Genomic DNA, 26,087 nt, shown 5'->3' with positions numbered 1-26,087 from the left:
AATCATTTTATAAATTTGGCCGAAACCCAGTTATCTATTTTCTTATGATCCTGATAAGTTAAACCAAACTGCTCGCAATGTAATTTGATGATATCCAAATCTGGAGTTTCGTAAAAACCGCTAAAGAAAATCAAGCCACCTTTTTTAAGTACCGAAACATAAGTTTCAATTTGATCTAAAAGGATATTTCTATTGATATTCGCTAAAATGATATCAAAATCTTGTTGTGGAATAGCTTCTTTACTGCCATGTAATGAAACCAAATTATCAATATCGTTTAGTTTTGCATTTTCAATGGCACTTTCGTAGCAAACTTCATCGTAATCAATAGCCACCACATCTTTCGCCCCTCTTTTGGCTGCTAAAATTCCTAAAATGGCAGTACCCGCACCCATATCTAAAACTGATTTCCCTGTGAAATCAGTTTCTAAAATATACTGCATCATCATAGTTGTAGTTTGATGATGCCCCGTACCAAATGACATTTTTGGATCAATTACAATTTCGTATTGATATTGCGGTTGCGCTTCGTGAAAAGTAGCTCTAACGTAACAATCATTGGTAATAATTAACGGACTGAAATTGCTTTCCCACTCCTCATTCCAATTTTCGGAAACCACTTCTTCTATTTCGTAGTTCGCATTTAGCGATTGATGCTCGGCTAAAACTGTTTGAAGTTTAACCTCGCTAAACAAACTCTTTTGCACAAAAGCATCGAAGCCGGTTGTGGTATCTTCAAAAGTTTCAAAATCGATATCAGCCAAATCTGCAATGAACAAATCTTTCTGATATTCTTCAATTTCGCCAAAGGCAAAACTTACTTTTAGGTAGTCCATATAAGTTCTATATTTCTTATCAGTCTGAGCTTGTCGAAGACTTCAAAATGTTTCGACAACTTTTCTGATGCTTCGACAAGCTCAGCATGACAACGTTGCATTAAAACTCCTTCGAATTAAGAATTTAATGCTTTAACAATATCAGTAAAATCACGAGATTTCAAAGATGCACCACCAATTAAACCACCATCAATGTCTTTTTGAGAAAACAAATCAGGTGCGTTTTTAGCGTTACAGCTTCCACCATATAAAATTGTGGTATCATCAGCTACGTTAACACCATATTTTGCTTCAACTTTAGAGCGAATGAAGGCGTGAATATCTTGTGCTTGCTCTGGAGTAGCCGTTAAACCTGTACCGATAGCCCAAACCGGCTCGTAAGCCAACACTATTTTACCGAAATCTTCTACGCTTAAACCGAATACGCCTTCTTCCAATTGAGTTTCAATTACGTTGAAGTAACTTCCGTTGTTTCTTTCATCTAAAGTTTCGCCAATGCAGAAAATTGGCGTTAAGTTATTTGCCAATGCAGTAACTGTTTTCTCGGCCAATAATTGGTTGCTTTCGGCAAAATATTGTCTACGCTCAGAGTGACCGATGATCACGTATTCTGCACCTGTAGATTTGATCATTTTTGCAGAAGTTTCGCCAGTATAAGCACCACTTTCATTTTGGTGGCAATTTTGTGCGCCAATTTTAACTATACCTGACGACAACTGAGCTAAGCTGTTTAAATGAATAGCAGGAGCGCAGATTACAGCAATTTGATCGCCTTTTTTCTCGTCTCTAACCATGTTTACAATTTCAGAAAACAATGAAACACCTTCATTGTAATCATTATTCATTTTCCAGTTTCCTGCAACAATTTGTTTTCTCATTTCTATATTGGGTTTTAAGTTGTACGTTATAGGTATTAAGTTTTGCTAACCTAAATCGTAAGTCGTAAATCTAAAATCGTAATTTAAACGTGTCTATATTCTTTTGTTAATTCAAAAATGTGAGCTATAATTTGTTTTTCAGTTTCGTCTAAAGTTAAATCTCTACGTTCGTAAACCAGCGCAGCAGTTTCCAACATCTTATCTAAGGCGTAAATATCAAACCCGTGTGCGCCGCCCCAAGCAAAATCTGGAATAAAATTTCGTGGAAAACCAGCGCCAAAAATATTGGCACTTACTCCGGCTACCGTTCCTGTATTAAACATGGTATTGATGGCACATTTGGCATGATCTGCCATGATCAATCCGCAGAACTGCAAGCCAGTTTTTCTAAAGTTCTCTTTCTCATAATCCCATAAACGCACTTCGCCGTAGTTATTTTTAAGGTTAGAGTTGTTGCTATCAGCACCAATGTTACACCACTGCCCCATTACCGAATTGCCTAAATAACCTTCATGGCCTTTAGATGAGTAGCCCCATATTACTGCATTATTAATCTCCCCACCTACCCTACTAAAAGGGCCAATGGTAGTTTTGCCGTATATTTTCGCACCCATCTTCACTTGCGAATCATTACATAGTGCAAATGAACCTCTGATATGACAACCTTCCCAAACCGAGCTATTTTTACCTAAGTAAATAGGGCCTTGCAAAGTGTTGAAGGTTGAACATTCTGCCGTTACGCCTTCTTCTACAAAGATATGATCGCCAAGAATGGTATTTGTAGCACTTAACCTAGCTGATGTTTTACCTTTAGTTAGCAGTACAAAATCTTTTTGTAGTTCTATGTCGTTAAAGCCAAAAATTTGTTCTGGATAATCTATTTTCACAAAACTTGAAAGATAGGCTACACGTTCTAAACTACTTAAAGCTTCATGGCAGTTAGTTAACAAATTACCACAATAGGCAATTACAATATCTGCCGCATGCAGCACTTGGCCATTTTTTAGCTTTTCAATGGCTTCTAGCAATTCCTCGTCTGGACAAACAGAACCGTTTATAAAAAGATTTGAGTTAGCTAACTTGAATTTTCCACTAAGATAAGGCTGTGTTTGATACCCGAAATCGGCATTAAGATGTTTTCCCCATTTTTCAGCAATGGTTAAAATACCTATTCTTAAATCTGCAACAGGTCTTGTAAAAGTTAAAGGCCTAAGCGAAAACCAAGATTTATCATCAAAAAGATTGATTACCATAAGCTACAAAAATAAAAAAAGCCCACGATTAAAATCGTGGGCTTTGAAAAAAATATGTCTTTAAGCTAAAATTATTTTTTAGCGTAACGGTTTTTAAATTTATCGATACGACCAGCGGTATCTACCAATTTCATTTTACCAGTATAAAAAGGGTGTGAAGTATGAGAAATCTCCAATTTGTAAAGAGGATACTCGTTACCATCTTCCCATTTAATTGTTTCTTTAGTTTCTACACAAGATTTAGTTAAGAAAGCATAGTCGTTAGACATATCTTTAAATACAACAAATCTGTAGCTTGATGGATGCAAATCTTTTTTCATTTTCTTTATTTTATGTTTGAAGCCCCAACCCCATTTTTGCAATTTGCTGGCAACAACGCTGATGGATGCTTCTATATCGTTAACTCTATAATTTTAGAGGTGCAAATATCATGATTATTTTTGATAGTAGCAAGAGAGAAGTGATATTATTTTAAAAACCTTGTGAACTTAGTTTGCTACAAATGCAGCGGCACAAAAAAGCCTCCTGATTTGTGGACAAGAGGCAACCCAAATGTTTTCACAACGGAATAATCCTTATTGTGATTTGCTTTCGATATCAAATATAGAATTTATTTTGAAACTGCAATTACGGGAAACCGTAAACTGCTAAAATATTTTATTTCTATCTTTAACCAAAGGCATCTAAAATTAATCGCAATGGCAAAAAATATACTTGGTTTGGATTTGGGAACTAACTCAATTGGTTGGGCATTAATTAAACAAGATTTTGAGAACAAACATGGTGAGATTTTAGGAATGGGAAGTAGGATTATTCCGATGTCGCAAGATATTCTGGGAGATTTCGGAAAGGGAAATTCTGTTTCGCAAACGGCAGATCGCACAAAATACAGAAGTGTAAGAAGATTACGTGAACGATTTTTATTAAGGAGAGAAAGATTACACAGAGTTTTAAGTGTATTGAATTTCCTTCCGGAACATTATGCCTCGCAAATAGATTTTGAAAAAAGGTTTGGAAAGTTTAAAGTGGAAACTGAACCAAAATTAGCTTGGAAAAAAATTGAAGGACAGTTTTCATTTCTTTTCCAAAACTCTTTCAATGAAATGCTTGAAGGTTTTAAAGCAGCTGGACAAGATTTAAAAATCCCTTACGATTGGACAATTTATTACCTCCGCAAAAAAGCCCTTTATCAAAAAATTGAAAAAGAAGAATTGGCGTGGATTCTTTTAAACTTTAATCAGAAACGAGGATACTATCAATTGCGTGGTGAGGAAGAAGAAGAAAATCCGAATAAGTTGGTTGAATTTTATTCCTTAAAAATTATAGATGTTTTGGCAGATGAACCTCAAAAAAGAAAATCGGATATTTGGTATTCATTGATTTTGGAAAATGGTTGGGTTTACAGACGAGCAAGTAAAATACCTCTATTTGATTGGAAAGACAAAACAAGAGATTTTATCGTGACAACTGATTTGAATGATGACGGAAGCATTAAAAAAGATAAAGACGGAAACGAAAAAAGAAGTTTCAGAGCACCGAGTGAAAACGATTGGACGTTGGTAAAAAAGAAAACTGAACAAGAAATCGACCAATCTTATAAAACCGTTGGAACTTATATCTATGAAACGCTTCTTCAAAATCCGAAACAAAAAATTAAAGGAAAATTGGTTCGTACCATTGAAAGAAAATTCTATAAAGACGAAATCAGACAGATTTTAGAAAAGCAAAAGGAATTTCATCAGGAACTTAAAAATGATGATTTGTACAACGATTGCGTTCGTGCGTTGTATCGAAACAACGAAGCGCATCAACTGACTTTGAGCAAAAAAGATTTTGTGCATCTTTTGATGGATGATCTTATTTTCTACCAAAGACCTTTGAGAAGCCAGAAATCCTCTATTTCAAACTGTACGTTGGAGTTTAGAAAATACAAAGATGAAAATGGAGCAGAACATACGCAATATTTAAAAGCCATTCCAAAATCCAATCCGTATTATCAGGAATTTCGTCTTTGGCAATGGATTTATAATCTGAATATTTATAGAAAAGACAATGAAGCAAATGTTACCAAAGAATTTTTAAACACAACAGAAGATTTTGAAAATCTGTTTGAATTTTTAAATGCCAGAAAAGAAGTTGACCAAAAAGCTTTACTAAAGCACTTTAAATTAAATGAAAAAACACATCGCTGGAATTTTGTAGAAGATAAAAAATATCCGTGCAACGAAACCAAAACGATGATTTCTTCTCGATTGGATAAAGTCGAAAATATTTCCGATGATTTCCTAACAAGGGAAATTGAGCAGAAAATTTGGCACATCATCTATTCGGTCAATGATAAAATAGAGTATGAAAAAGCCTTGAAATCTTTTGCCAATAAAAACAGTTTGGATGAAAATTCTTTCTTCGAAGCTTTTAAGAAATTCCCGCCTTTTAAAAGTGAATATGGCTCTTTTTCTGAAAAAGCAATCAAGAAGTTATTGCCTTTGATGCGACTGGGAAAATATTGGAATTATGAAAACATTGATGCGTATTCAAAAGACAGAATTCAGAAAATAATTACCGGAGAATTTGATGAAAACATTAAAAATAAAGTAAGAGAAAAAGCCATTCATCTTACCCAAGAAAATGATTTTCAAGGATTACAATTGTGGTTGGCACAATACATTGTTTATGGAAGACATTCCGAAGCTTCGATGATTGGGAAATGGAATTCTGCTGATGATTTAGAAGAGTTTTTAAAGGACTTTAAACAGCATTCGCTCCGAAATCCGATTGTTGAGCAAGTGATTACAGAAACGCTTCGGGTAGTCAAAGATATTTGGTTAAAATACGGAAACGGAGCAAAAGATTTTTTCAATGAAATACATATTGAGTTGGGAAGAGAAATGAAACTTCCTGCCGATGATCGAAAAAAACTAACCAACCAAATTACTGAAAACGAAAATACCAACTTTCGCATCAAAGCACTTTTGGCAGAAATGATGAATGACAGTTCAGTTGAAAATGTGCGTCCGTTTTCGCCGATGCAGCAAGAGATTTTAAAAATCTATGAAGATGGAGTTTTGAATTCTGATATTGAAATTGAAGACGATATTTTGAAAATCAGTAAAACCGCTCAACCATCTCTGTCAGATTTAAAACGATATAAACTTTGGCTGGAACAGAAATACAAATCGCCTTACACAGGACAAATTATTCCTTTGAATAAATTATTTACGCCAGAATACGAAATTGAACACATTATTCCGCAAAGCCGATATTTTGATGATAGTTTTAGCAATAAAGTGATTTGTGAATCGGCGGTCAATAAACTGAAAGATAATTACATCGGTTTTGAATTTATTAAAAAATTAGGCGGAACTGTTGTAGAATGTGGAAAAGGAAAATCGGTAACGGTTTTAAAAGAAGATGAATACGAAGATTTTGTAAAGAAGAATTACGCCAACAATCGAGGCAAAAGAAACAAACTTTTGATGGAAGACATTCCAGAAAAAATGATTGAAAGGCAAATGAACGACACTCGTTATATCAGTAAATATATTTCGGAAGTTTTATCTAATATTGTTCGTGTAGATGACGGTTCAGATGAAGGCGTTAATTCTAAAAATATTGTGCCAGGCAATGGAAAAATAACCAATACCTTAAAACAAGATTGGGGATTAAATGATGTTTGGAATGATTTGATTTTGCCACGTTTTGAAAGAATGAACCAACTCACCAATTCAGCAGATTTTACTGCTTGGAATGAAAATCATCAAAAGTTTTTGCCAACCGTTCCGATTGAATATTCCAAAGGGTTTTCAAAGAAAAGAATCGACCATCGTCATCACGCTTTAGATGCTTTGATTATCGCTTGTGCTACAAAAGACCACGTAAATCTATTAAATAATCAATCGGCAAAATCAGATACCAAACGCTACGATTTGAAAAAGAAATTGATGAAGTTTGAAAAAGTAGTTTACAATGATGCTAAGACAGGAGAAAGAATAGAAAGAGAAGTACCGAAACAATTTTTAAAACCTTGGATCAATTTCACTGCCGAAGCCAAAAATTCTTTAGAAAAAATTGTTGTGAGCTTTAAACAAAACCTTCGAGTAATTAATAAAGCGACTAATTATTACGAAAAGTATATTGAGAGAGACGGCGTAAAAACAAAAGAAAGAGCAGAACAGAAAGGAACAAACTGGGCGATAAGAAAATCATTACACGAAGAAACAGTTTCGGGAAAAATACATCTACCTTGGGTTGAAACAGGCAAAGGAGAATTTATTACTGCTACAAGAAAATCTTTGGATACAAGTTTTAATCTTGATAAAATTAAGAAAGTAACAGATACAGGAATTCAAAAAATTCTTAAAAACTATCTTGAAGCTAAAGACAATAATCCTGAATTAGCTTTCTCACCAGAAGGAATTGAAGATTTGAATAAAAATGTTGAAAAATACAATGAGGGAAAACCTCACCAACCCATTATCAAAGTCCGTGTTTACGAAAAAGGAAAAGGAAGATTTGCTCTAGGACAAACAGGAAATAAAATTGATAAATATGTTCAAGGTTCTCCAAACTTGTTTTTTGCAATATATAAAGATGAGGACAGGAAGAAAAGTTTTGATAGTATTCGTTTGGATATTGTAATTGAAAGAATGAAACAAATGTTAAGCCCTGTTCCAGAAATCAACAATAATGGAGATAGATTATGTGAAACGCTTTCCCCACTTGACGTGGTTTATATACCAACAGAAGAAGAATCAGAGAATATAGATATTATTGATTTTAACACTATTAATAAATCCAAATTAGAAAGGATTTATAATGTCAATGATTTTTCCGGATACACGATATATTTTAGTCAAAATTCCTTTGCAAAGAATATTTTTCCAAAAGAAATGGATTTGAGTTGGAATGTAAAAAAGGGAAAAGCATCTGGTTCATTTGATTCAAAAACAGCCTCATTTAATGGTAAATCAATAAAAGATAATTTTGTCAAATTAAACATTGACCGTTTGGGCAGCATCACAAAAGCATAATTTATGATCAGAAAAACGCTCCATTTTGGTAATCCAGCTTATTTGAATGTTAAAAATAGCCAGCTGGTGGTTAATTATCCCGATAAAATCATTGCAGAGAAGCAAGTACCCTTAGAAGACATAGGTATTATAGTATTAGAACATCAGCAAATTACCATTACGCAAGGTTGTATCGCTGCCCTACTAGACAATAATGCCGCTATTATTACTTGTAATGCCAGTCATTTACCTATCGGTTTAATGTTACCGCTAGATGGCAACCACATCCAAAGCGAGCGTTTTAAATATCAAATTGAGGCATCCCAACCGTTAAAGAAAAACTTGTGGCAACAAACGGTGCAAGCTAAAATATTAAATCAGGCGGCCGTATTGTACCAACGCAATGTAGATTGCGCCAATATGTTGCGTTGGGCTGATGAGGTACGCTCTGGCGACCCAGATAATTACGAAGGCCGAGCCGCAGCTTACTACTGGCAAAATGTATTTCCAAAGAACATCACCTTTTTTAGGGGTAGAAATGGAGAACCGCCAAACAATTTACTCAACTATGGTTATGCCATTTTACGTGCTATAGTTGCCCGTGGTTTGGTAAGTTCGGGCTTATTGCCAACGCTGGGCATCTTTCATCGTAACAAATACAACGCCTATTGCCTGGCAGATGATATCATGGAGCCCTATCGCCCTTATGTAGATCAATTGGTGCTACAAATTATAGATGAAGGTACGGCTTACGAAGAACTCACTACCACCATCAAATCAAAATTACTCACTATTGCTACTGTAGATGTCAAATTTGAGAAAGGCGTTAGCCCTTTAATGGTAGGCCTCCAGCAAACTACGGCATCGCTAACTAAATGTTACGAAGGTGTGATAAGGAAGTTGGTTTATCCGCAAATCATGAGTTTCGAAAAACCCAATCGCTACTATCAGTTTAATGATAACCACTTTTTAAGTGTGGCAGACGATAAAGAAATTGATTTAAATATCGACGCGGAAGATGAAGAACTACCATTTTGACATTTCTTATGGTTAGATTTTATGCGTTTAAATAGCTATCGCGTTTTGTGGATCCTAGTTTTTTATGATTTACCGACAGAGACCAAAAAAGATCGGAGCATTGCTAGCAAATTTAGAAAGGATATGTTGCAAGACGGCTTTAGTATGTTTCAATTTTCGATTTATTTGCGCCATTGCAGCAGCAGGGAAAATGCTGATGTACATATTAAACGCATCAAGCGGATATTACCGCCAAAAGGCCATGTAGGCATGATGACCATTACCGATAAACAGTTTGGCATGATGGAACTTTTTTACGGAAAAAAAGAAAAAGAACTACCAGATACCCCCCAACAACTCGAATTATTTTAAATAGAAATAAAAAACGGTGTTAGAATTATGTCCGATGAGCAAAATCTCATCGGATTTTTTAATTCTAATTTTCTTTGTAACTTTTTGATAGTAAGAACTTTGAACCAAGGTATGTTGTTGTAAATATCAGTAGTTCAAAGAATGAAAGCAAATCACAACTGCGTATTTTCTTCCCTCTTCAACTCTGCCGTTGTTGTAAATATCAGTAGTTCAAAGAATGAAAGCAAATCACAACATCTTGCATTACATGATAGTCACCATTTCAGTTGTTGTAAATATCAGTAGTTCAAAGAATGAAAGCAAATCACAACTATTCCGTATTTATGTAACGGTATCTTAAAGTTGTTGTAAATATCAGTAGTTCAAAGAATGAAAGCAAATCACAACAAGATTAAACCTAAGTTGTACACCTCTGAAGTTGTTGTAAATATCAGTAGTTCAAAGAATGAAAGCAAATCACAACAGGCAAATCGATTGTCATTAAAACACCGTCGTTGTTGTAAATATCAGTAGTTCAAAGAATGAAAGCAAATCACAACTGGACACTTACGTTATCCATTTAACAACGTGTTGTTGTAAATATCAGTAGTTCAAAGAATGAAAGCAAATCACAACTAACTACAACCCTAATATCGTCAATCTTTCGTTGTTGTAAATATCAGTAGTTCAAAGAATGAAAGCAAATCACAACTACTTTATCAAAGACGAAGATAACACAGTCGTTGTTGTAAATATCAGTAGTTCAAAGAATGAAAGCAAATCACAACAAGTAGCTAAACAAGGTTTACCAGTTATTGGTTGTTGTAAATATCAGTAGTTCAAAGAATGAAAGCAAATCACAACACCTGGTGTCGCTTAAAATGTAGCGGCACAGTTGTTGTAAATATCAGTAGTTCAAAGAATGAAAGCAAATTTTCGCTTCGCGAAAATTTGCTTTCATTCTTATTTTGCTTCTACCATAGTTGGGAAAAAAAGACACAAGCACTCCCCAAAAAAACTATATCAAAACAAACCTGTCACAAAATAGAGACTGACAATGAGCCTTCAAAAATTGGCTAAAACGCTCTTAATTCCTATCTTGCAAACTTACCTATTTCGAAAACCCTTAAAATTTATCCATGGAGTTATACTATTCTTTTTCCGTTCTTATCGTTCTTGCCTCTTTCTTTTCGTACTTAAATTTACGCTATTTAAAGCTCCCTTCTACCATTGGCATCATGATTATTGCCATGCTTTCTTCGATTATTCTGGTAGTAACTGGCCGATTTTTCCCTGATACTTTTAGTCATTTTTCTAATTTATTGAAAGATGTAGATTTTACCGAAGTTTTAATGGGTGCGATGCTAAACTTCTTGCTTTTTGCTGGCGCAATCCACATCAATTTAAAAGATTTAAAAGAACAACGTGGCCCAATTGTGATATTTTCTACCGTAAGCGTAGTGATATCTACTTTTGTAGTTGGAGGCTTGGTATTTTATATAGCTCCATTGTTGGGTTTACAAATGCCATTTTTATACTGCCTATTGTTTGGGGCTTTAATTTCCCCTACAGACCCCATAGCCGTTATGGGTGTATTGAAAGAAGCTAAAGTAAAGAAATCGTTAGAAACCAAAGTAGCGGGCGAATCGCTTTTTAATGATGGTGTGGCGGTTGTAGTTTTCGCAGTTATTTTGCAGCTTACGCAAAGTAGCGATATAGATATTTCTTTCGGAAACATCTCTTGGTTATTAATTAAGGAAGCCGCTGGCGGTTTCATTGTTGGCGCTTTACTAGGCTTAGGAGCTTCTAATGCTATGCGTAAAATAGATGATTACAAAGTATCAGTATTAATTACCTTATCGGTAGTAATGGGTGGTTATTTAATAGCTAGAGGAATGCACATTTCTGGCCCGTTAACCATGGTTGCCGCAGGTATTGTAATCGGTAATTATGGCAAGAGAACCGCCATGTCGGCCACTACAAAAGATTATTTGAACAAGTTTTGGGAGCTGATTGATGAAATTCTAAATGCAATTTTGTTCTTATTTATAGGATTTGAATTATTGATTATCCCTAACATTACCAATTACTGGGTTATGGGCGCCATCAGTATTATAATTGTGCTTTTCGCCAGATTTATCTCGATTTACATTCCAGTTAAAGTAATTCCTTTTAAAAATAAATTTAGCAAGGGAACTATTAAGGTTTTAGTTTGGGGAGGATTACGAGGCGGTGTGTCTATTGCATTAGCATTGTCTATTGATGAAGGCCCGCATAAGTCGGTAATTTTAGCTACCACTTATTTCATTGTGGTTTTCTCTATCATTGTGCAGGGCTTGAGTGTTGGAAAAGTAGCTACTAGGGCACTTTCTCAAGAGGAAGAGTAGTTTTTTTTTAAAAGCCACAGATGCACAGATATCATTTAGGATTTAAAAATTAGATTAAATCTTTTTTCTATATCTTTCATTCATCGGGCTAAAGACCGATTCTATACAGCAAACATCCAAATAACATCTGTGCATCTGTGGCTACTTTTATGATTTCGAATATTTATTCCAAATCTCCAGTTTTGCTTTTTGCCTAGCAATGTAAGCATCTGCAATTACCTCTCCAGAACTTGAATTTTCGGCACTTTCTAACAACTGCTTCAATTTATCTTGGTCTACATCGGCACGGTAAAGAATTTGAACCAGCTTAGAAAAGTCATCTTCTACCAAATATTCAAAAGCTTTGATCAAAGCTTCTCGCAACTGATTTTCTGAGATATCTTCTGGTAGTTCAAAATCTTTACCTACCATTTTCGCTAATGACATTCTACTCATCTAATTTCCTGGCAAAGTTCAATCAACACACCATTTGTAGTCTTTGGATGTACAAAACAAATCAACTTGTTATCCGCCCCTTTTTTCGGTTCTTCGTTCAACAATACAAAACCTTCCTTTTTCAACCTTTCCATTTCCATATAAATATCATCCACATCAAAAGCAATGTGATGTATGCCCTCCCCTTTTTTTGCAATAAACTTGGCAATAGCGCTATCATCAGCTGTGCTTGCTAATAATTCTATTTTATTTTCGCCAGTTTTAAAAAATGCAGTATCAACGTTTTCACTTTCCACTCGCTCGGTTTTATAGCAACTAGTGCCTAACAATTGCTCATACAAAGTGGATGCTTTTTCCAAATCAGCTACCGCTATACCAATATGTTCTATCTTGTTCATTTCATTACAATGTTACGTGTTACCTGTTATGAGTTAAGGGCTTTTAAACGCGTAACACACAACTCAAAACCTCCAACTCCGCTTTCTCGTTATCAGAATGTAAAAATGCAGGTTTTATCTATAGCTTCATAGCCATTATTTATAATTGTTCGCAAAGTTTTTTCGTATCTTTGTACTATTAAAGCCGAAAGTGTAAAGCTTAGGGCTTAAAGCTAGACAAATGCTTTAAGCTTTCAACCTTGAGCTTTCTGCTCATTTATAAAAAAAACAAGATTAGATGGAACTTCCTATTTATTTAGATAATAACGCTACAACACCTCTAGATCCAAGAGTATTAGAAGCGATGTTGCCTTACTTTACCAACAAATTTGGTAATGCAGCTAGCCGTAACCACGCTTTTGGATGGGTTGCTGAAGAAGGTGTAGACTATGCCCGCGAACAAGTTGCGAAATTGATTGGCTGTACAGAAAAAGAAATCATCTTTACTTCTGGTGCTACCGAAGCAGATAACTTGGCCATCAAAGGTGTTTTCGAAATGTATGCAGATAAAGGTAATCATATCATTACCGCTACTACAGAGCACAAAGCTGTTTTAGATACTTGCAAACACTTAGAAAAACAAGGTGCTAGAGTTACTTATTTAAACGTTAAAGAGGATGGCTTAATTGATCTTGCAGAATTAGAAGCTGCAATGACCCCAGAAACCATTTTAGTTACCATTATGTATGGAAATAACGAAATTGGTGTAATTCAGCCTATCAAAGAAATTTCTGCTATTGCACACAAGCATGGTGCTTTATTTTTTACTGATGCTACACAAGCAGTAGGTAAAATCCCTGTTGATGTAAATGCTGATGGCATTGACTTAATGGCTTTTAGTGCACACAAAATGTACGGTCCAAAAGGTGTTGGTGCTTTATATGTACGCAGAAAAAACCCGAGAGTTAAGGTTACTTCGCAAATGGATGGCGGTGGTCATGAACGTGGTATGCGTTCTGGAACATTAAACGTACCAGGTATTGTTGGTTTAGGTAAAGCTTGCGAGCTTTGTCGTTTAGAGATGGATGAAGAAGCTAAACGTTTATCTGCTTTGCGTGATAAATTAGAAAGTGCTTTAACGCAGTTAGAAGAAAGTTATGTAAATGGTAACGTGCAACATCGTTTACCTCATGTAGCTAACATCTCTTTCAAATATGTTGAAGGCGAAGGCTTAATGATGGCGATGAAAGATTTAGCAGTTTCTTCGGGCTCTGCTTGTACTTCTGCTTCGTTAGAACCATCTTACGTGTTAAAATCTTTAGGTCTTTCTGATGATTTGGCACACTCTTCGATACGTTTTGGTTTAGGTAGATTTACCACAGAAGAAGAAGTTGATTACGCAATAGAAAATACCAAAAAAGCAGTAAACCATTTGAGAGATCTTTCTCCACTGTGGGAAATGTTTAAAGAAGGTATAGACTTGAGCAAAATTGAGTGGGCAGAACACTAAGACGAGTTACGATTGTAGATTTACGAATTACGATTTGAAATAGACAATCATTAAAATAAATAAGAATATAAATATTTACGATGGCAGGCAATCTAAAATCGTAAATCTAAAATCTAAAATATCATGGCATATTCAGAAAAAGTAATTGATCACTATACCAACCCTAGAAACGTTGGTACTTTGAATAAAGACAATAAAAATGTGGGCACTGGTTTAGTAGGTGCTCCAGAGTGTGGCGACGTAATGCGTTTGCAAATTGAAGTTGATGATAACAACGTAATCACAGATGCTAAATTCAAAACTTTTGGATGCGGTTCTGCTATTGCTTCTTCATCTTTAGCTACAGAATGGTTAAAAGGCAAGTCTATCGACGAGGCTTTAGCTATCGACAATATGGATTTAGTAGAAGAATTGGCTTTACCTCCAGTGAAAATCCACTGTTCGGTACTAGCTGAAGATGCTATCAAATCTGCAATTAACGATTATCGCGTTAAAAACGGAATGGAAGCATTGGAGTTACCTAAATCGCACCACTAGGAAGTGTTACGAGTTATAAGTTTTGAGTTATGGGCTTAAGCGCCTAAACTCGTAACCTTTAACACACAACTCATAACTAAAATATCATGATTACTATAACAGATAAAGCAAAAAGCAAAATAGACGACCTAATGCACGATTCGCAATTAGGTGCTGATTACTTTTTACGTGTTTCCGTAAAAGGTGGTGGTTGTTCTGGTTTATCGTACAACCTAGATTTTGATAACGAAGAAAAAACTGGCGATCAGTTTTTCGAAGATAGAGGAATTAGGATTGCCTTGGATATGAAATCGTTCCTTTATCTTGCTGGTACTGAATTAGACTTTACCGATGGCTTAAACGGTAAAGGTTTTAACTTTATTAACCCTAACGCTAGTCGTACTTGCGGTTGTGGCGAAAGTTTTTCTGTATAAAAGCCAAAATATTGGAGTAAACTCTCCCTACCTTCCCTAACAGAAGGAATAGCAAAATGAATTTACAAAGCCTCGATTTTACATCGGGGCTTTTCTGTGTTCATCTTATTTTTTACCAACAATTTGTAATTCGCTTTGTATTATTACTTGCAATACTTTATCATTGTTGGTTCAAAACATCACCAAACATAAATGTAACATGGTATCATTCAACGAATTTTCTACCGTACCTACGCTATTACGCAACGTTGTAAAAAATATCCACCAACCAGACGAAACTTTTTTAATTCACAAAAAGGGAGCCAACTGGGAAGAAATATCTTTTGCAGCAACTTTAGCTAAGGCTGATGCTGTTTCGGCCTTCTTTTTAGAAAAGGGCATTGTAAAAGGCGACAGGCTGGGTTTAATGATGGAAAATTCGCCAGAATACGTGTATTATGACCAAGGTATTCAGCAAATTGGCGTAATCAATGTATCTATATATCCTACTCTATCAGAACAAGAAGTTGCTTACATTATTAACGATTCTGGCATCAAAGCTATCTTGGTAGGCAATCCATTTCTTTTCAGAAAGATTTTAAAGGTGGCAGCTAACTGTCAAGAACTAAAGTACATTATTCCAGCATTTGCTGATTTTGGAAAGATAGCCATACCAGAGGGTTTGAGCATTGAAGTGATTGATTACGAAAACATATTAAATAGACCTGTATCTGCTGAAGAAGTATCAGAAATAGACAGAAGAAGAGCTGAAGTTCATCCAAACGATGTTTCTTCACTGATTTACACTTCTGGTACTACGGGTACACCAAAAGGAGTAATGCTTACCCACTATAACTTTGTGAAAAACGTAGAAGTTTGCTTGCAGCAAATCCCTGTGATTGATGAAACTGAGACCTTTTTATCGTTCTTACCCTTATCTCACGTATTTGAACGTACAGCCACCTACCACGTTTGCTGTGCACAAGGCTGTAAAATTGCTTTTGCACAAAGTTTAGAGCTTCTAGCTAAAAACATGGGCGAAGTTAGGCCAACGGTAATGTCTTGCGTGCCTCGTTTGTTAGAGCGTATTCACGATAAAGCTATTAAATCTGGAACGGCAGCAGGTGGCATGAAAGCGAAAATCTTTACTTGGGCTTTAGAGATTGGAAACAGCTACAGAGTTGCTAGAGAAGCAGGTAAAAACCCGGGATTAATTTTAGGAGCTAAAAAAGCTATTGCCGAAAAATTGGTTTTCAGTAAAATTAAGGAGAAAACCGGTGGTCGCTTAAAATTTATGATTTCTGGTGGGGCTGCCCTACCTAAAAATGTGGGCGAGTTTTTTGGCGACCTAGGAATAAAAATACTGGAAGGTTTTGGTTTAACCGAAACCTCGCCTGTGATGTCGGTTACCGAATATCATAGACAGGTTTACGGCACGGTTGGCCGTGTAATTCCTGGTATTGAAATTGGCATTCAAAACGTAGATACCAAGCAAATCGTCAACATACAAACCCACGATACGTTTAAGGAGAATTTTGAGTGCGAAGAGGGCGAAATTATTGTTCGTGGGCACTGCGTAATGAAAGGCTACTTTAACAAACCAGCTGAAACTGCCGAGGCAATTGATAAGGATAAGTGGTTCCACACGGGAGATATTGGTCGGTTTTACAAAGGCAATTTGCAAATTACCGACAGGCTCAAAAACATGATTGTGAATGCGTATGGCAAGAATGTTTACCCAACGCCAGTAGAAAATATTTATTTGAAAAGCCCTAAAATTGAGCAGTTGTTTTTAATTGGCGATAAGAAGGAATACATTACAGCTATCATCATCCCTAATAAAGAGACTTTGCAAGAAACGTTTAATTTAAAAGAAGAGTTTTTTCAACGTGAGGGCGATTTTATTGAAGAAAAAGAGATCAACGATTGGATTGGGCAAGACATCAAAAAAATCAGTAACGAGTTGGCTAAATTTGAACGCATCAAACACTTTATTGTAAAACGTAATCCGTTTAGCATTGATGAGGGAGAGATTACGCCTACCATGAAAGTAAAGCGTAGGATTGTAGAGAAAAAATATGCACCAGCTATTGCGGAGATGTATGCGAAGGATAATGCTGAGGTGGAATAGTTAACCAGTAAGCTGGTTGGTAAGAACAACAATCAGAGGAAAAAAATAATAAAGGAAAATAATCTACTCTTACATATTAAAAAACTATTATGAATGACAAATGCCCAAATTGTGATAAAAAATATAAAGGATTAATTTCTCAAAATCGCAAGCTTAAAAAAGAGTATGTTGACAAAATAAATACGATCTCTCTTAAACCAAAAGAAGGGTTTTGTTCTAATAGTGATTGTATTATTAGCGTGGCTGACGATATAACAATAAGATTAAATGGAGCAGCAGCAACATTAAGGACTAAAATTCAACCTCTTTTTGCGAGTATGCCAATTGTAACAGCTCAACAACCATTGAGATGGAACTACAAAACATTATCTATTGTTTCTGGTCAGTCGGTCACGGGAACAGGTGTTTTTTCGGAAATAGGTTCGTCATTTGTTGATTTTTTTGGAGGGCAATCAAACCAATTTGCTAAGAAGCTTAAAGATGGAGAAGATATATGCAAAAATCAATTGAGAGCAAATGCGGCAAAATTAGGGGCAAATGCAATTATTGCTACAGACATAGATTATTCGGAGGTTGGCGGGGCGAAAGGTATGTTGATGGTTTGTATGAGCGGTACCGCTGTTAATGTAAGTAACTTAGCAGAAGTCTATCCTGAAATTGAAAAAAATCTTGATGAGTTTTTAAAACTTTCCAAAGAGCTAGAAAAAATAGCAGAAGATTTAGATTTTCTTACAAAGATAAAATCACTAAGTGATAAGTATCTGGAAGCATAGGATCAAAATCCTTCTGCTCGGACTTGTAACCCACTGTTCGACATTTGTAATTTCGAACTACCTATCGAGTAATTTTTAATTCCATTTCTTCAACACAGAAAAATAGTTTAGATTAAAAATTCTATTATAGGACTTCGGAGTTACAAACTCCGAATAGCACGATTTAAAAGAAGAGTTTTTTCAACGTGAGGGCGATTTTATTGAAGAAAAAGAGATTAACGATTGGATTGGGTAAGACATTAAGAAAATCAGTAACGAGTTGGCTAAATTTGAACGCATCAAACACTTTATTGTAAAACGTAATCCGTTTAGCATTGATGAGGGAGAGATTACGCCTACCATGAAAGTAAAGCGTAGGATTGTAGAGAAAAAATATGCACCTGCTATTGCGGAGATGTATGCGAAGGATAATGCTGAGGTGGAATAGTTAACCAGTAAGCTGGTTGGTAAGAACAACAATCAGAGGAAAAATTGGATTTCAACTTTTTCATACTCACGTACTGAAAGCGTTAAACTCAGCAATGATGTAGAATTAGGAGCCGCAAAACTTTTAATCTCTGCCAAATAAAAAGAGGGGTAAATTACAAAACAACGAAAATTAAAAAATCTCGAACAATTCATCCCTGCGTGACGTTAACTTGGCAACATTACACCTAATCATTAGAAACGATGAAAAGTGCAGGTATTATTTTTCCAAATCAGCTTTTTAGAACCCTTAGCTTCGCAAAAACAGATGAAATATATCTCGTAGAAGAATGGCTTTTTTTTAGCCAATATCCCTTCCACAAGCAGAAGATAGCTTTGCACAGGGCTACTATGAAATTTTACGAGAATTACCTCAAACAAAAAGGCTTAAAAGTAAACTATATAGAAGCCAATGAAAAACAAGCCGACATCAGGAATCTTTTGTCGAAACTAAAGAAAGGTGGCTTTGAGCATATCACTGTTTATCAGTCTGTAGATAATTGGCTTGAAAAGCGTCTGCGCAAATATGAATCAATTTTTCAATTCCATTGGTTAGAAAACCCACTTTTCATCAATACCAAGGCTGAAATCGATGAATATTTTACATCAGATAAAAAGCATTTCAATCAAACTGACTTTTATAAAAAACAACGCAAACAACGTCATTTATTGATGGATGGCGAGCAACCCGAAGGTGGAAATTGGACATACGATGAGGAGAACAGGAAAAAATATCCTAAGGGAAAATATCCTCCAGCCATCCAATTTCCAGATAGCAATGCATACTTTAAGGAAGCTAAAACATATACTGAAAAGTATTTTTCGACGAATTATGGCGAAATTGCAGATCAGCCGATATATCCTGTAACTTTTGAAGAAGCCGATGCTTGGTTTGAACAGTTCTTGACAGAACGTTTCTTAGAATTTGGCAGTTACGAAGATAGCATTGTTAAGGAAGAGCATTTCTTACACCATAGCGTATTATCGCCGCTCTTAAATATCGGCTATCTCGATACAAAACTAGTGATTTCTAGATCCGTAGATTTTGCCAAAGCACATCAAATACCGATAAACTCAACTGAAGGCTTTGTTAGACAATTATTGGGCTGGCGTGAATTTGTGGCGGGTTTATATCAAAAAATTGGCGTAAAGCAGCGCAATTCTAATTTTTTCAACCATCGAAGAAAACTTCCTAAATGCTTTTATACTGGTACAACTGGAATTGCACCGATAGATGCTACCATTAAAAAACTGTTAAAAACTGGCTATGTTCATCACATTGAAAGGTTAATGTTGCTTGCTAATTTCATGAACTTGTGCCAAATACATCCAGATGCCATCTACAAATGGTTTATGGAGCTTTTCATTGATGCCTATGATTGGGTAATGGTACCTAATGTATACGGAATGAGCTTATTCGCAGATGGAGGAATGATGAGCACTAAACCTTATATCAGCGGCAGCAAGTATATTCTAAAAATGAGCAATTATCCGAAAGGCAAATGGCAAGAAACTTGGGATGGTTTGTTCTGGAATTTTATGGATGAAAACCGCATTTTTTTTGCCAAGCAACCACGCTTATCAATGCTGTTGCGAAGCCTAGATCAAATGGATACAAAGAAAAAAGAAGCACACTTGCTCAACGCTGATCGTTTTTTGAAAAACCTTGAAGAATTAGGATGAATTTTAATTCTAGGTCAACCACCCAAACTTCCTGTCTTGAAATTTACAATTCCATTTCTTCAACACAGAAAAATAGTTTGGATTAAAAATCTATGATAGGGCTTCGGAGTTACAAACTCCAAATAGCACGAACCAAACGCTGATTTCTGATTAAGGAACAAATGTTAATGAAATATCTCCACTCCTACTTGTCTTGTAGGCAATTCTTCCTTGATCGTTCAGGGAGATTACATTAGATACCGCCAAACTCATTTCGTTTTCTATCTTTCCAGATACTACCTTCAAATTCAACGTTTGTGGCTCCCCTTTATTAAATTGCACTTCCATAATGTGAGTAGTTGTGATATTGCTTTGCGTTTCGATATTGGTTCCCGAAAGCTGTAATACCAAAGGAAATGCTGTTAAATACAAACCTGGTTCGGCAATTATATATAGTTTCACTTTTTCTTTAACAACTTCTTTTTCTTCTTTTTTACACGATAGCGTTACAGAAATAAAAACAAAAACCAAAAGCAATAATTTAGACAATTTCATAAGTTCTCTTTTTTGTTTTAAAAATATAAATTTTATCGCGTTTAGGGCAAGCCGTAGTGTTCTACATTTATAATATCTTACTGAATTAAGCATTGGGAGTTACAAAATCCTAAGAGCAATTAAACCTAATGCTTATAGTTTTCATTCCCGTTTGGCTTTAGCCAACGAACTAAAAAAATTATGCTATTGGGCTTTAGCCACAACTGCGAAAGATGCGGCTAAAGCCTCTATTAAAAACATCTGTGATCCGTCTGCTAAAGCAGACGGCAATAAAATGTTCTCAACAACAATTGCTTAATGTTAAAAGCTGTTCGACATTTGTAATGTCAAACTTCATATCGTGGAATTTACAATTCCATTTTTTACACCATCAAATATCACAAAAAATCTTTTCCAAAAAAATCCCGATAACTATTCGCTATCGGGATGATATATTATTGAAATAAGTAAAACCTATTCTTACAATTGGCTATCTAGCTTACCTGCTAATACCGATTTTGGCACAGCACCAATTTGTTTATCTACTACTTCGCCACCTTTAAAGTACAATAAAGCTGGGATATTACGGATACCGAATTGCATAGAAATTTGCGGGTTGTTATCTACGTTTACTTTTCCTACCAAAGCTTTACCTTCATATTCTTTAGCAATTTCTTCTACTACTGGGCCAACCATACGGCAAGGACCGCACCACTCTGCCCAAAAATCTACCAAAACAGGTTTATCTGATTTTAATACTAACTCTTCGAAGTTAGCATCTGTTATTTCTAAAGCCATATCTAAATTTTTTATGTTACAAATATATAATCAATTGTAATGCCATCAAAAAGCTAATGCCAATTTGACATTTTTTTGTTCATTGTGTAGGTTGATTCGTTCATCAGCCAATGGTTCATTAGTTGAATTGGTTAGCTAATTCCTTAGTCCTTAACCCTAACCACCGATTCCTAATTCAACCGGTAATCCACAAAATCCATTTCCTTTAACTTATTTAAAAATTGGTTATTGGGATTAATTCTTTGATTTTTAGAAGGCATTTCCAACTTTAAGCCTTTCTCCATATCATAAACCTCAAAATTAAGCTTACAGTTTTGTGCTTCTGCATTTTCTTTGTTCTCATCCAAAATATCTTGTATCTGCTGCATAAAACTGTCATTTACGGCTTCTATAGGAAACAGCAACGTAAGCGACTTCGTTAATTTATCGCGTAGGCCAGAAAGCAAATCGATGCTGGTAATTTTAAACTCCCAATCTCCTTCTTTACCAAAGCGCAGCCCTAATTTACCTCGTATTTGCAAGAAATATCCTTCGGTTAAAAATTGTTTAAATTTCAGGAAATCATCTCCAAACAGAGCAATTTCACAACTATCGTCATAATCTTCGAAAGTAAATATGCCAAATGGCTTGCCTGTTTTAGTAATGCGTTGCGAGGCCATTGCCACCAAACCACCAATTACCAGTTCTCTGTTTTTTAATGCTTCAAACTCTGACAAAACTTCTTCATTGGTATCGCCAGTTCTAATTTTATTAATAACAGAAAGATGCTTCACTTTGTACGGACAATACCGATCTAGCTCAAAGCGATAATCATCTAGTGGGTGTCCAGAAAGGAAAATTCCAATAGCATCCTTTTCATATTTCAACCTGTCAATAAGTCCCCATTCTGGCGCTACCGGAAAACTCGGCTCTAAAATCAAATCGGCCTTAGAACCTCCAAAAAGTGACGATTGAGAAGAATTTTGGTTATTTTGAAAATCGTTGGCATATTTAATCAACTTTTCGATTCCATTTAATTTATCGTTAGCACCTATGAAAAAATACTGTGCTCTATGGTATCCAAAAGCATCAAAAGCACCGCCATATACAAAACTCTCATAAGCTTTTTTGTTAACGATACGGGTGTTAGAGCGTTTAGCAAATTCAAATACTGTTGGATAAGGCCCGTTTGCTACCCGTTCTTCTATGATACTTTCTACCGCCTTTTCTCCCACACCCTTTACAGCCGATAGCCCAAATCGAACTTCGCCTTTGGCATTTACGGAGAACTTCATATCAGATTCATTCACATCTGGACCCAATACGGTTACGCCCATTTGCCTACATTCTTCCATAAAGAAAGCCACTTGTTTAATGTCGCTCATGTTGTTAGAAAATACTGCCGCCATGTACTCAGCTGGATAATGAGCTTTTAAATAGGCAGTTTGGTAGGCAATCCAAGCGTAGCAAGTAGAGTGAGATTTGTTAAAGGCATAAGATGCAAATGCTTCCCAATCTTTCCAGATTTTCTCTAATATTTCTGCCTTATGCCCTTTTTCTGAAGCCTGTTTAACAAACTTAGGCTTCATTTTATCCAATACGTCTTTTTGCTTTTTACCCATGGCCTTACGCAACACATCGGCCTCGCCTTTGGTAAAGCCAGCCAATTTTTGCGATAAAAGCATTACCTGCTCTTGGTAAACCGTGATACCATAGGTTTCTTTTAGATATTCCTCGCAAGCATCCAAATCGTAAGTAATGGGTTCTGTACCGTGTTTACGACGAACGAAACTTGGGATATACTCCATCGGCCCCGGACGGTAAAGTGCATTCATCGCAATTAAATCTCCAAATACCGTAGGTTTTAGCTCCTTCATGTATTTCTGCATACCCGGGCTTTCATATTGGAAAATACCTATGGTTTCGCCACGCTGGAAAAGCTCGTAGGTTTTCACATCATCAATTGGGAAGTTATCTGGATCTAGATCAATATCATGGCGCTTTTTAACCAGCTTTACGGTATCCTTAATTAAGGTTAAAGTTTTTAGCCCTAAAAAGTCCATTTTAAGTAGACCGGCACTTTCTACCACCGAGTTATCAAACTGGGTTACGTATAAATCACTGTCTTTAGCGGTAGCTACGGGAACGAAATTGGTAATATCATCTGGTGTGATAATTACCCCACAAGCGTGGATACCTGTATTACGCACCGAGCCTTCTAAAACTATGGCCTGTTGCAAAGTTTCTGCCGCTAAATCTTTTCCCGCAGCAAGTCCTTTTAACAAGTTTACATTTTCAAACTCATCCGGCCGTAATGCTTCCTTTAAGGCCTTCTCTTCCAAATTGAAGATTTTTGCCAGCTTCATGTTTGGCACTAACTTGGCCACTTTATCTGCTTCGAACAATGGCAAATCTAACACCCTAGCGGTATCTCTAATAGAAGATTTAGCCGCCATTGTACCATAGGTAATGATTTGTGCCACTTGGCTAGAGCCGTATTTGTTAATTACGTAATCCATTACTCGGCCACGCCCCTCATCATCAAAGTCGATATCAATATCGGGCATGGAAACACGGTCGGGGTTAAGGAAACGCTCAAAAAGGAGATCGTACTTAATTGGATCGATATTGGTAATGCCCAAACAATACGCCACCGCAGAACCCGCAGCCGAACCACGACCAGGCCCTACAGACACATCTCTACGACGAGCTTCGGCGATAAAATCTTGTACAATCAAAAAGTAACCAGGATATCCTGTTTTTTCGATGGTTTGCAGCTCAAAATCTAAACGCTCAGTAATGTCTGGCGTAAGCTCTCCATAACGTTTCTCTGCGCCAACATAAGTTAAGTGACGAAGAAATTTGTTCTCCCCCCGTTTACCGCCATCTACCTCATCTTCGGCAACTACAAACTCTTCTGGAATATCGAACTTAGGTAACAGAACTTCCCTAGCAAGTTTATAGGCTTCGATTTTATCAAGAATTTCTTGAATATTGATAATTGCCTCTGGCACATCAGCAAACAAAGTTTTCATTTCATCTGCCGACTTGAAATAGTATTCGTGGTTAGGCATACCATACCTAAACCCCCTACCTCTACCAATTGGCGTGGCTAGTTTTTCGGCGTCTTTAACACACAATAAAATATCGTGGGCATGGGCATCTTTTTTATTTACGTAATAAGTATTGTTGGTGGCCACCATTTTTATTTGGTGCTCGGCTGCCATTTTAATCAAAACCTCGTTTACACGGTCCTCATTTTCCTGCCCATGACGCATTAGTTCTATGTAAAAATCATCGCCAAATTGCGCTTTCCACCACAGCAGAGCTTCTTCGGCTTGCTTCTCGCCAATATTTAAAATTTTACTCGGTACTTCTCCATACATGTTACCCGTTAATACAATCAGGTTTTCTTTGTATTGCTCTACAACCGTCCTATCTATTCTGGGCACATAATAAAAACCTTTGGTATAAGCAATAGACGACATTTTGGCCAAATTATGGTAGCCCTGCTTGTTTTTCGCCAAAAATACTACTTGGTAACCGTCGTCTTTTCTGGTTTTATCGGTATGGTTATCGCATACAAAAAACTCTACTCCAATTATCGGTTTCAGAATTTGTGCGGTAGGCGTTTCGCCTTTTTCTAAAGCCTCTTTGTTTTTGGCCTCTGCAGCTTTGTTGTGGTTAAGCACATTATTAACAAAGTGAAAGGCACCCATCATATTGGCATGATCGGTTAATGCTACAGCTGGCATACCTTTTTCTACTGCAGCTTTTACCAATGCAGGCACACTGATGGTACTTTGTAAAACAGAAAACTGTGTATGGTTATGTAAGTGTACAAAAGTAGCATCGGCTAAAGCGGCTTTATTATTTGCCAAAGTTTGTTTAGAAACCCCTCCGGCATCTGCCCCTTTTCTTTTTCTAATTTCATCAGAAGCGGCTTTTAGATTGATATGCTGCAGCCCAACAGGTTCAATAGGAAAGGGGTTGGCTTCCTTAAAACGTAAAAAGTAGTCGGTATCAACCTGAAGCTCTTCTTTGGTAAAAACCTGTTTTTTAACCAGCTCTAAAAAGCAACGCGTAGTGGCCTCTACATCGGCGGTGGCGTTGTGCGCTTCGCCAAAAGGAGTACCAAATAAATACTGATGTAATTCGGTTAGCGTAGGTAATTTGAACTTACCGCCCCTACCTCCAGGAATTTTCAACAAATCGGCAGTAACTTCGGTACAGGTATCCAATACTGGCATATCTGCCAAAGGGCTATCTACGCCAAAACGGTGCAGCTCGCAGCCCATAATATTAATATCAAACTTGATGTTTTGCCCTACAACAAATTTGGCCTTACCCAACACCTCGTTAAATTTCTGCAACACATCGGCTAAAGGTATGCCTTGTTCTTCTGCCAAATCGGTAGAAATACCGTGAATACGCTCTGCATCATAAGGGATATTGAAACCTTCGGGCTTAACCAAATAATCCTGATGCTCTATTAAATTACCTAACTCATCGTGCAGTTGCCAAGCAATTTGGATACAACGCGGCCAATTATCAGTATCGGTAATTGGAGCATTAAAATTACGGGGTAAACCTGTGGTTTCTGTATCGAAAATTAAGTACATAGCTGTGGAAATGAGAATATCAAAATTAACTAATTTTTAAGCCGTTTTGGTCACTAAATTATCAACAAAAATTACGGCGTTGGCTTTAAAGAGCTTAGCTTAATTGTCTTAAGTTTTTGAATTTTCGTACCATAAGTTAAA

The 26,087-nt window shown here is 36.2% G+C and carries 20 protein-coding genes and 1 CRISPR repeat array; of the genes, 11 read left to right on the top strand and 9 right to left on the bottom strand.

Annotated features, from left to right (window positions below; all coding sequences use genetic code 11):
• Positions 1-2 precede the first annotated feature (2 nt).
• The 4 genes from prmA to OVA16_RS11765 all read right to left on the bottom strand — a co-directional run bounded on the left by prmA (position 3) and on the right by OVA16_RS11765 (position 3,287).
• Positions 3-836: a 50S ribosomal protein L11 methyltransferase gene (gene prmA / locus OVA16_RS11780; protein ID WP_267759581.1), complete on the bottom strand. Its 834-nt coding sequence runs from the start codon at positions 834-836 to the stop codon at positions 3-5.
• 116 nt (positions 837-952) lie between these two features.
• Positions 953-1,714: a triose-phosphate isomerase gene (gene tpiA / locus OVA16_RS11775; RefSeq protein ID WP_267759578.1), complete on the bottom strand. Its 762-nt coding sequence runs from the start codon at positions 1,712-1,714 to the stop codon at positions 953-955.
• Positions 1,715-1,797: 83 nt separating this feature from the next.
• Positions 1,798-2,967, bottom strand: coding sequence for a putative sugar nucleotidyl transferase (locus tag OVA16_RS11770; RefSeq protein ID WP_267759576.1), 1,170 nt, complete (start codon positions 2,965-2,967; stop codon positions 1,798-1,800).
• A gap of 71 nt (positions 2,968-3,038) precedes the next feature.
• Complete coding sequence (locus tag OVA16_RS11765) at positions 3,039-3,287, bottom strand: type B 50S ribosomal protein L31 (protein ID WP_138721706.1); 249 nt, start codon at positions 3,285-3,287, stop codon at positions 3,039-3,041.
• A gap of 378 nt (positions 3,288-3,665) precedes the next feature.
• On the opposite strand from OVA16_RS11765, the gene cas9 reads away from it, so the two are divergent.
• The 4 genes from cas9 (at position 3,666) to OVA16_RS11745 (ending at position 11,731) form a co-directional block, all read left to right on the top strand.
• The gene (gene cas9 / locus OVA16_RS11760) at positions 3,666-7,997 is read left to right on the top strand and encodes a type II CRISPR RNA-guided endonuclease Cas9 (RefSeq protein ID WP_267759571.1); all 4,332 of its coding nucleotides are present in this window, start codon (positions 3,666-3,668) and stop codon (positions 7,995-7,997) included.
• Positions 7,998-8,000: 3 nt separating this feature from the next.
• Positions 8,001-9,014 carry a type II CRISPR-associated endonuclease Cas1 gene (gene cas1, locus OVA16_RS11755; RefSeq protein ID WP_267759569.1) on the top strand — a complete coding sequence of 338 codons (1,014 nt, stop codon included), beginning with the start codon at positions 8,001-8,003 and terminating at the stop codon, positions 9,012-9,014.
• Positions 9,015-9,035: 21 nt separating this feature from the next.
• The gene (gene cas2 / locus OVA16_RS11750) at positions 9,036-9,365 is read left to right on the top strand and encodes a CRISPR-associated endonuclease Cas2 (protein ID WP_267759567.1); all 330 of its coding nucleotides are present in this window, start codon (positions 9,036-9,038) and stop codon (positions 9,363-9,365) included.
• A 113-nt stretch (positions 9,366-9,478) separates the two neighbouring features.
• Positions 9,479-10,284: direct repeats of the CRISPR family, unit length 46 nt; unit sequence GTTGTTGTAAATATCAGTAGTTCAAAGAATGAAAGCAAATCACAAC.
• A gap of 199 nt (positions 10,285-10,483) precedes the next feature.
• Positions 10,484-11,731: a cation:proton antiporter gene (locus OVA16_RS11745; RefSeq protein ID WP_267759565.1), complete on the top strand. Its 1,248-nt coding sequence runs from the start codon at positions 10,484-10,486 to the stop codon at positions 11,729-11,731.
• A 147-nt stretch (positions 11,732-11,878) separates the two neighbouring features.
• On the opposite strand, the gene OVA16_RS11740 is transcribed toward OVA16_RS11745, so the two are convergent.
• Both OVA16_RS11740 and mce read right to left on the bottom strand, forming a co-directional pair.
• On the bottom strand, positions 11,879-12,166 hold the full coding sequence (locus OVA16_RS11740) for a hypothetical protein (protein ID WP_267759563.1): 288 nt from the start codon (positions 12,164-12,166) through the stop codon (positions 11,879-11,881).
• The gene (gene mce, locus OVA16_RS11735; RefSeq protein WP_267759561.1) at positions 12,163-12,564 is read right to left on the bottom strand and encodes a methylmalonyl-CoA epimerase; all 402 of its coding nucleotides are present in this window, start codon (positions 12,562-12,564) and stop codon (positions 12,163-12,165) included. Before mce ends, OVA16_RS11740 begins: the two co-directional genes overlap by 4 nt.
• 277 nt (positions 12,565-12,841) lie before the next feature.
• Between mce and OVA16_RS11730 the strand changes: the two genes are divergently transcribed.
• The 7 genes from OVA16_RS11730 (at position 12,842) to OVA16_RS11700 (ending at position 20,034) form a co-directional block, all read left to right on the top strand.
• Positions 12,842-14,053: an IscS subfamily cysteine desulfurase gene (locus OVA16_RS11730; RefSeq protein ID WP_138730983.1), complete on the top strand. Its 1,212-nt coding sequence runs from the start codon at positions 12,842-12,844 to the stop codon at positions 14,051-14,053.
• A gap of 123 nt (positions 14,054-14,176) precedes the next feature.
• Complete coding sequence (gene iscU, locus OVA16_RS11725; protein WP_267759558.1) at positions 14,177-14,590, top strand: Fe-S cluster assembly scaffold IscU; 414 nt, start codon at positions 14,177-14,179, stop codon at positions 14,588-14,590.
• An 86-nt stretch (positions 14,591-14,676) separates the two neighbouring features.
• On the top strand, positions 14,677-15,003 hold the full coding sequence (locus OVA16_RS11720; protein WP_138730981.1) for a HesB/IscA family protein: 327 nt from the start codon (positions 14,677-14,679) through the stop codon (positions 15,001-15,003).
• 199 nt (positions 15,004-15,202) lie between these two features.
• The gene (locus OVA16_RS11715; protein WP_267759552.1) at positions 15,203-17,113 is read left to right on the top strand and encodes an AMP-dependent synthetase/ligase; all 1,911 of its coding nucleotides are present in this window, start codon (positions 15,203-15,205) and stop codon (positions 17,111-17,113) included.
• A gap of 89 nt (positions 17,114-17,202) precedes the next feature.
• Entirely contained in the window at positions 17,203-17,886 is a 684-nt protein-coding gene (locus tag OVA16_RS11710) for a YbjQ family protein (RefSeq protein ID WP_267759550.1), read from the top strand.
• 259 nt (positions 17,887-18,145) lie between these two features.
• Positions 18,146-18,313: a hypothetical protein gene (locus tag OVA16_RS11705; protein WP_267759548.1), complete on the top strand. Its 168-nt coding sequence runs from the start codon at positions 18,146-18,148 to the stop codon at positions 18,311-18,313.
• A 242-nt stretch (positions 18,314-18,555) separates the two neighbouring features.
• Positions 18,556-20,034 (top strand): cryptochrome/photolyase family protein, encoded by a 1,479-nt coding sequence (locus OVA16_RS11700; RefSeq protein WP_267759546.1) that lies wholly within the window; start codon positions 18,556-18,558, stop codon positions 20,032-20,034.
• A gap of 150 nt (positions 20,035-20,184) precedes the next feature.
• Here OVA16_RS11700 and OVA16_RS11695 read toward each other — a convergent pair whose 3' ends face one another.
• The 3 genes from OVA16_RS11695 to dnaE form a co-directional block, all read right to left on the bottom strand.
• Complete coding sequence (locus OVA16_RS11695) at positions 20,185-20,568, bottom strand: hypothetical protein (RefSeq protein ID WP_267759544.1); 384 nt, start codon at positions 20,566-20,568, stop codon at positions 20,185-20,187.
• A gap of 459 nt (positions 20,569-21,027) precedes the next feature.
• Positions 21,028-21,345 carry a thioredoxin gene (gene trxA / locus OVA16_RS11690; protein ID WP_267759542.1) on the bottom strand — a complete coding sequence of 106 codons (318 nt, stop codon included), beginning with the start codon at positions 21,343-21,345 and terminating at the stop codon, positions 21,028-21,030.
• Positions 21,346-21,515: 170 nt separating this feature from the next.
• A complete protein-coding gene (gene dnaE / locus OVA16_RS11685) occupies positions 21,516-25,946 on the bottom strand; it encodes a DNA polymerase III subunit alpha (RefSeq protein ID WP_267759540.1) in 4,431 nt (1,476 codons plus the stop codon).
• Positions 25,947-26,087 lie beyond the last annotated feature (141 nt).

Origin of the sequence: Pedobacter sp. SL55 (assembly GCF_026625705.1) — a bacterium.
Taxonomy (GTDB): domain Bacteria; phylum Bacteroidota; class Bacteroidia; order Sphingobacteriales; family Sphingobacteriaceae; genus Pedobacter.
Note: the sequence above shows the minus strand (reverse complement) of the source record. Positions and strands in the feature narration are given on the sequence as shown.

Excerpts from the sequence above, each read along its gene's own strand:
- prmA (WP_267759581.1), bottom strand. The coding sequence starts at position 836 with ATGGACTACCTAAAAGTAAGTTTTGCCTTTGGCGAAATTGAAGAATAT.
- tpiA (WP_267759578.1), bottom strand. The coding sequence starts at position 1,714 with ATGAGAAAACAAATTGTTGCAGGAAACTGGAAAATGAATAATGATTAC.
- OVA16_RS11770 (WP_267759576.1), bottom strand. The coding sequence starts at position 2,967 with ATGGTAATCAATCTTTTTGATGATAAATCTTGGTTTTCGCTTAGGCCT.
- OVA16_RS11765 (WP_138721706.1), bottom strand. The coding sequence starts at position 3,287 with ATGAAAAAAGATTTGCATCCATCAAGCTACAGATTTGTTGTATTTAAA.
- cas9 (WP_267759571.1), top strand. The coding sequence starts at position 3,666 with ATGGCAAAAAATATACTTGGTTTGGATTTGGGAACTAACTCAATTGGT.
- cas1 (WP_267759569.1), top strand. The coding sequence starts at position 8,001 with ATGATCAGAAAAACGCTCCATTTTGGTAATCCAGCTTATTTGAATGTT.
- cas2 (WP_267759567.1), top strand. The coding sequence starts at position 9,036 with ATGCGTTTAAATAGCTATCGCGTTTTGTGGATCCTAGTTTTTTATGAT.
- OVA16_RS11745 (WP_267759565.1), top strand. The coding sequence starts at position 10,484 with ATGGAGTTATACTATTCTTTTTCCGTTCTTATCGTTCTTGCCTCTTTC.
- OVA16_RS11740 (WP_267759563.1), bottom strand. The coding sequence starts at position 12,166 with ATGAGTAGAATGTCATTAGCGAAAATGGTAGGTAAAGATTTTGAACTA.
- mce (WP_267759561.1), bottom strand. The coding sequence starts at position 12,564 with ATGAACAAGATAGAACATATTGGTATAGCGGTAGCTGATTTGGAAAAA.
- OVA16_RS11730 (WP_138730983.1), top strand. The coding sequence starts at position 12,842 with ATGGAACTTCCTATTTATTTAGATAATAACGCTACAACACCTCTAGAT.
- iscU (WP_267759558.1), top strand. The coding sequence starts at position 14,177 with ATGGCATATTCAGAAAAAGTAATTGATCACTATACCAACCCTAGAAAC.
- OVA16_RS11720 (WP_138730981.1), top strand. The coding sequence starts at position 14,677 with ATGATTACTATAACAGATAAAGCAAAAAGCAAAATAGACGACCTAATG.
- OVA16_RS11715 (WP_267759552.1), top strand. The coding sequence starts at position 15,203 with ATGGTATCATTCAACGAATTTTCTACCGTACCTACGCTATTACGCAAC.
- OVA16_RS11710 (WP_267759550.1), top strand. The coding sequence starts at position 17,203 with ATGAATGACAAATGCCCAAATTGTGATAAAAAATATAAAGGATTAATT.
- OVA16_RS11700 (WP_267759546.1), top strand. The coding sequence starts at position 18,556 with ATGAAAAGTGCAGGTATTATTTTTCCAAATCAGCTTTTTAGAACCCTT.
- OVA16_RS11695 (WP_267759544.1), bottom strand. The coding sequence starts at position 20,568 with ATGAAATTGTCTAAATTATTGCTTTTGGTTTTTGTTTTTATTTCTGTA.
- trxA (WP_267759542.1), bottom strand. The coding sequence starts at position 21,345 with ATGGCTTTAGAAATAACAGATGCTAACTTCGAAGAGTTAGTATTAAAA.
- dnaE (WP_267759540.1), bottom strand. The coding sequence starts at position 25,946 with ATGTACTTAATTTTCGATACAGAAACCACAGGTTTACCCCGTAATTTT.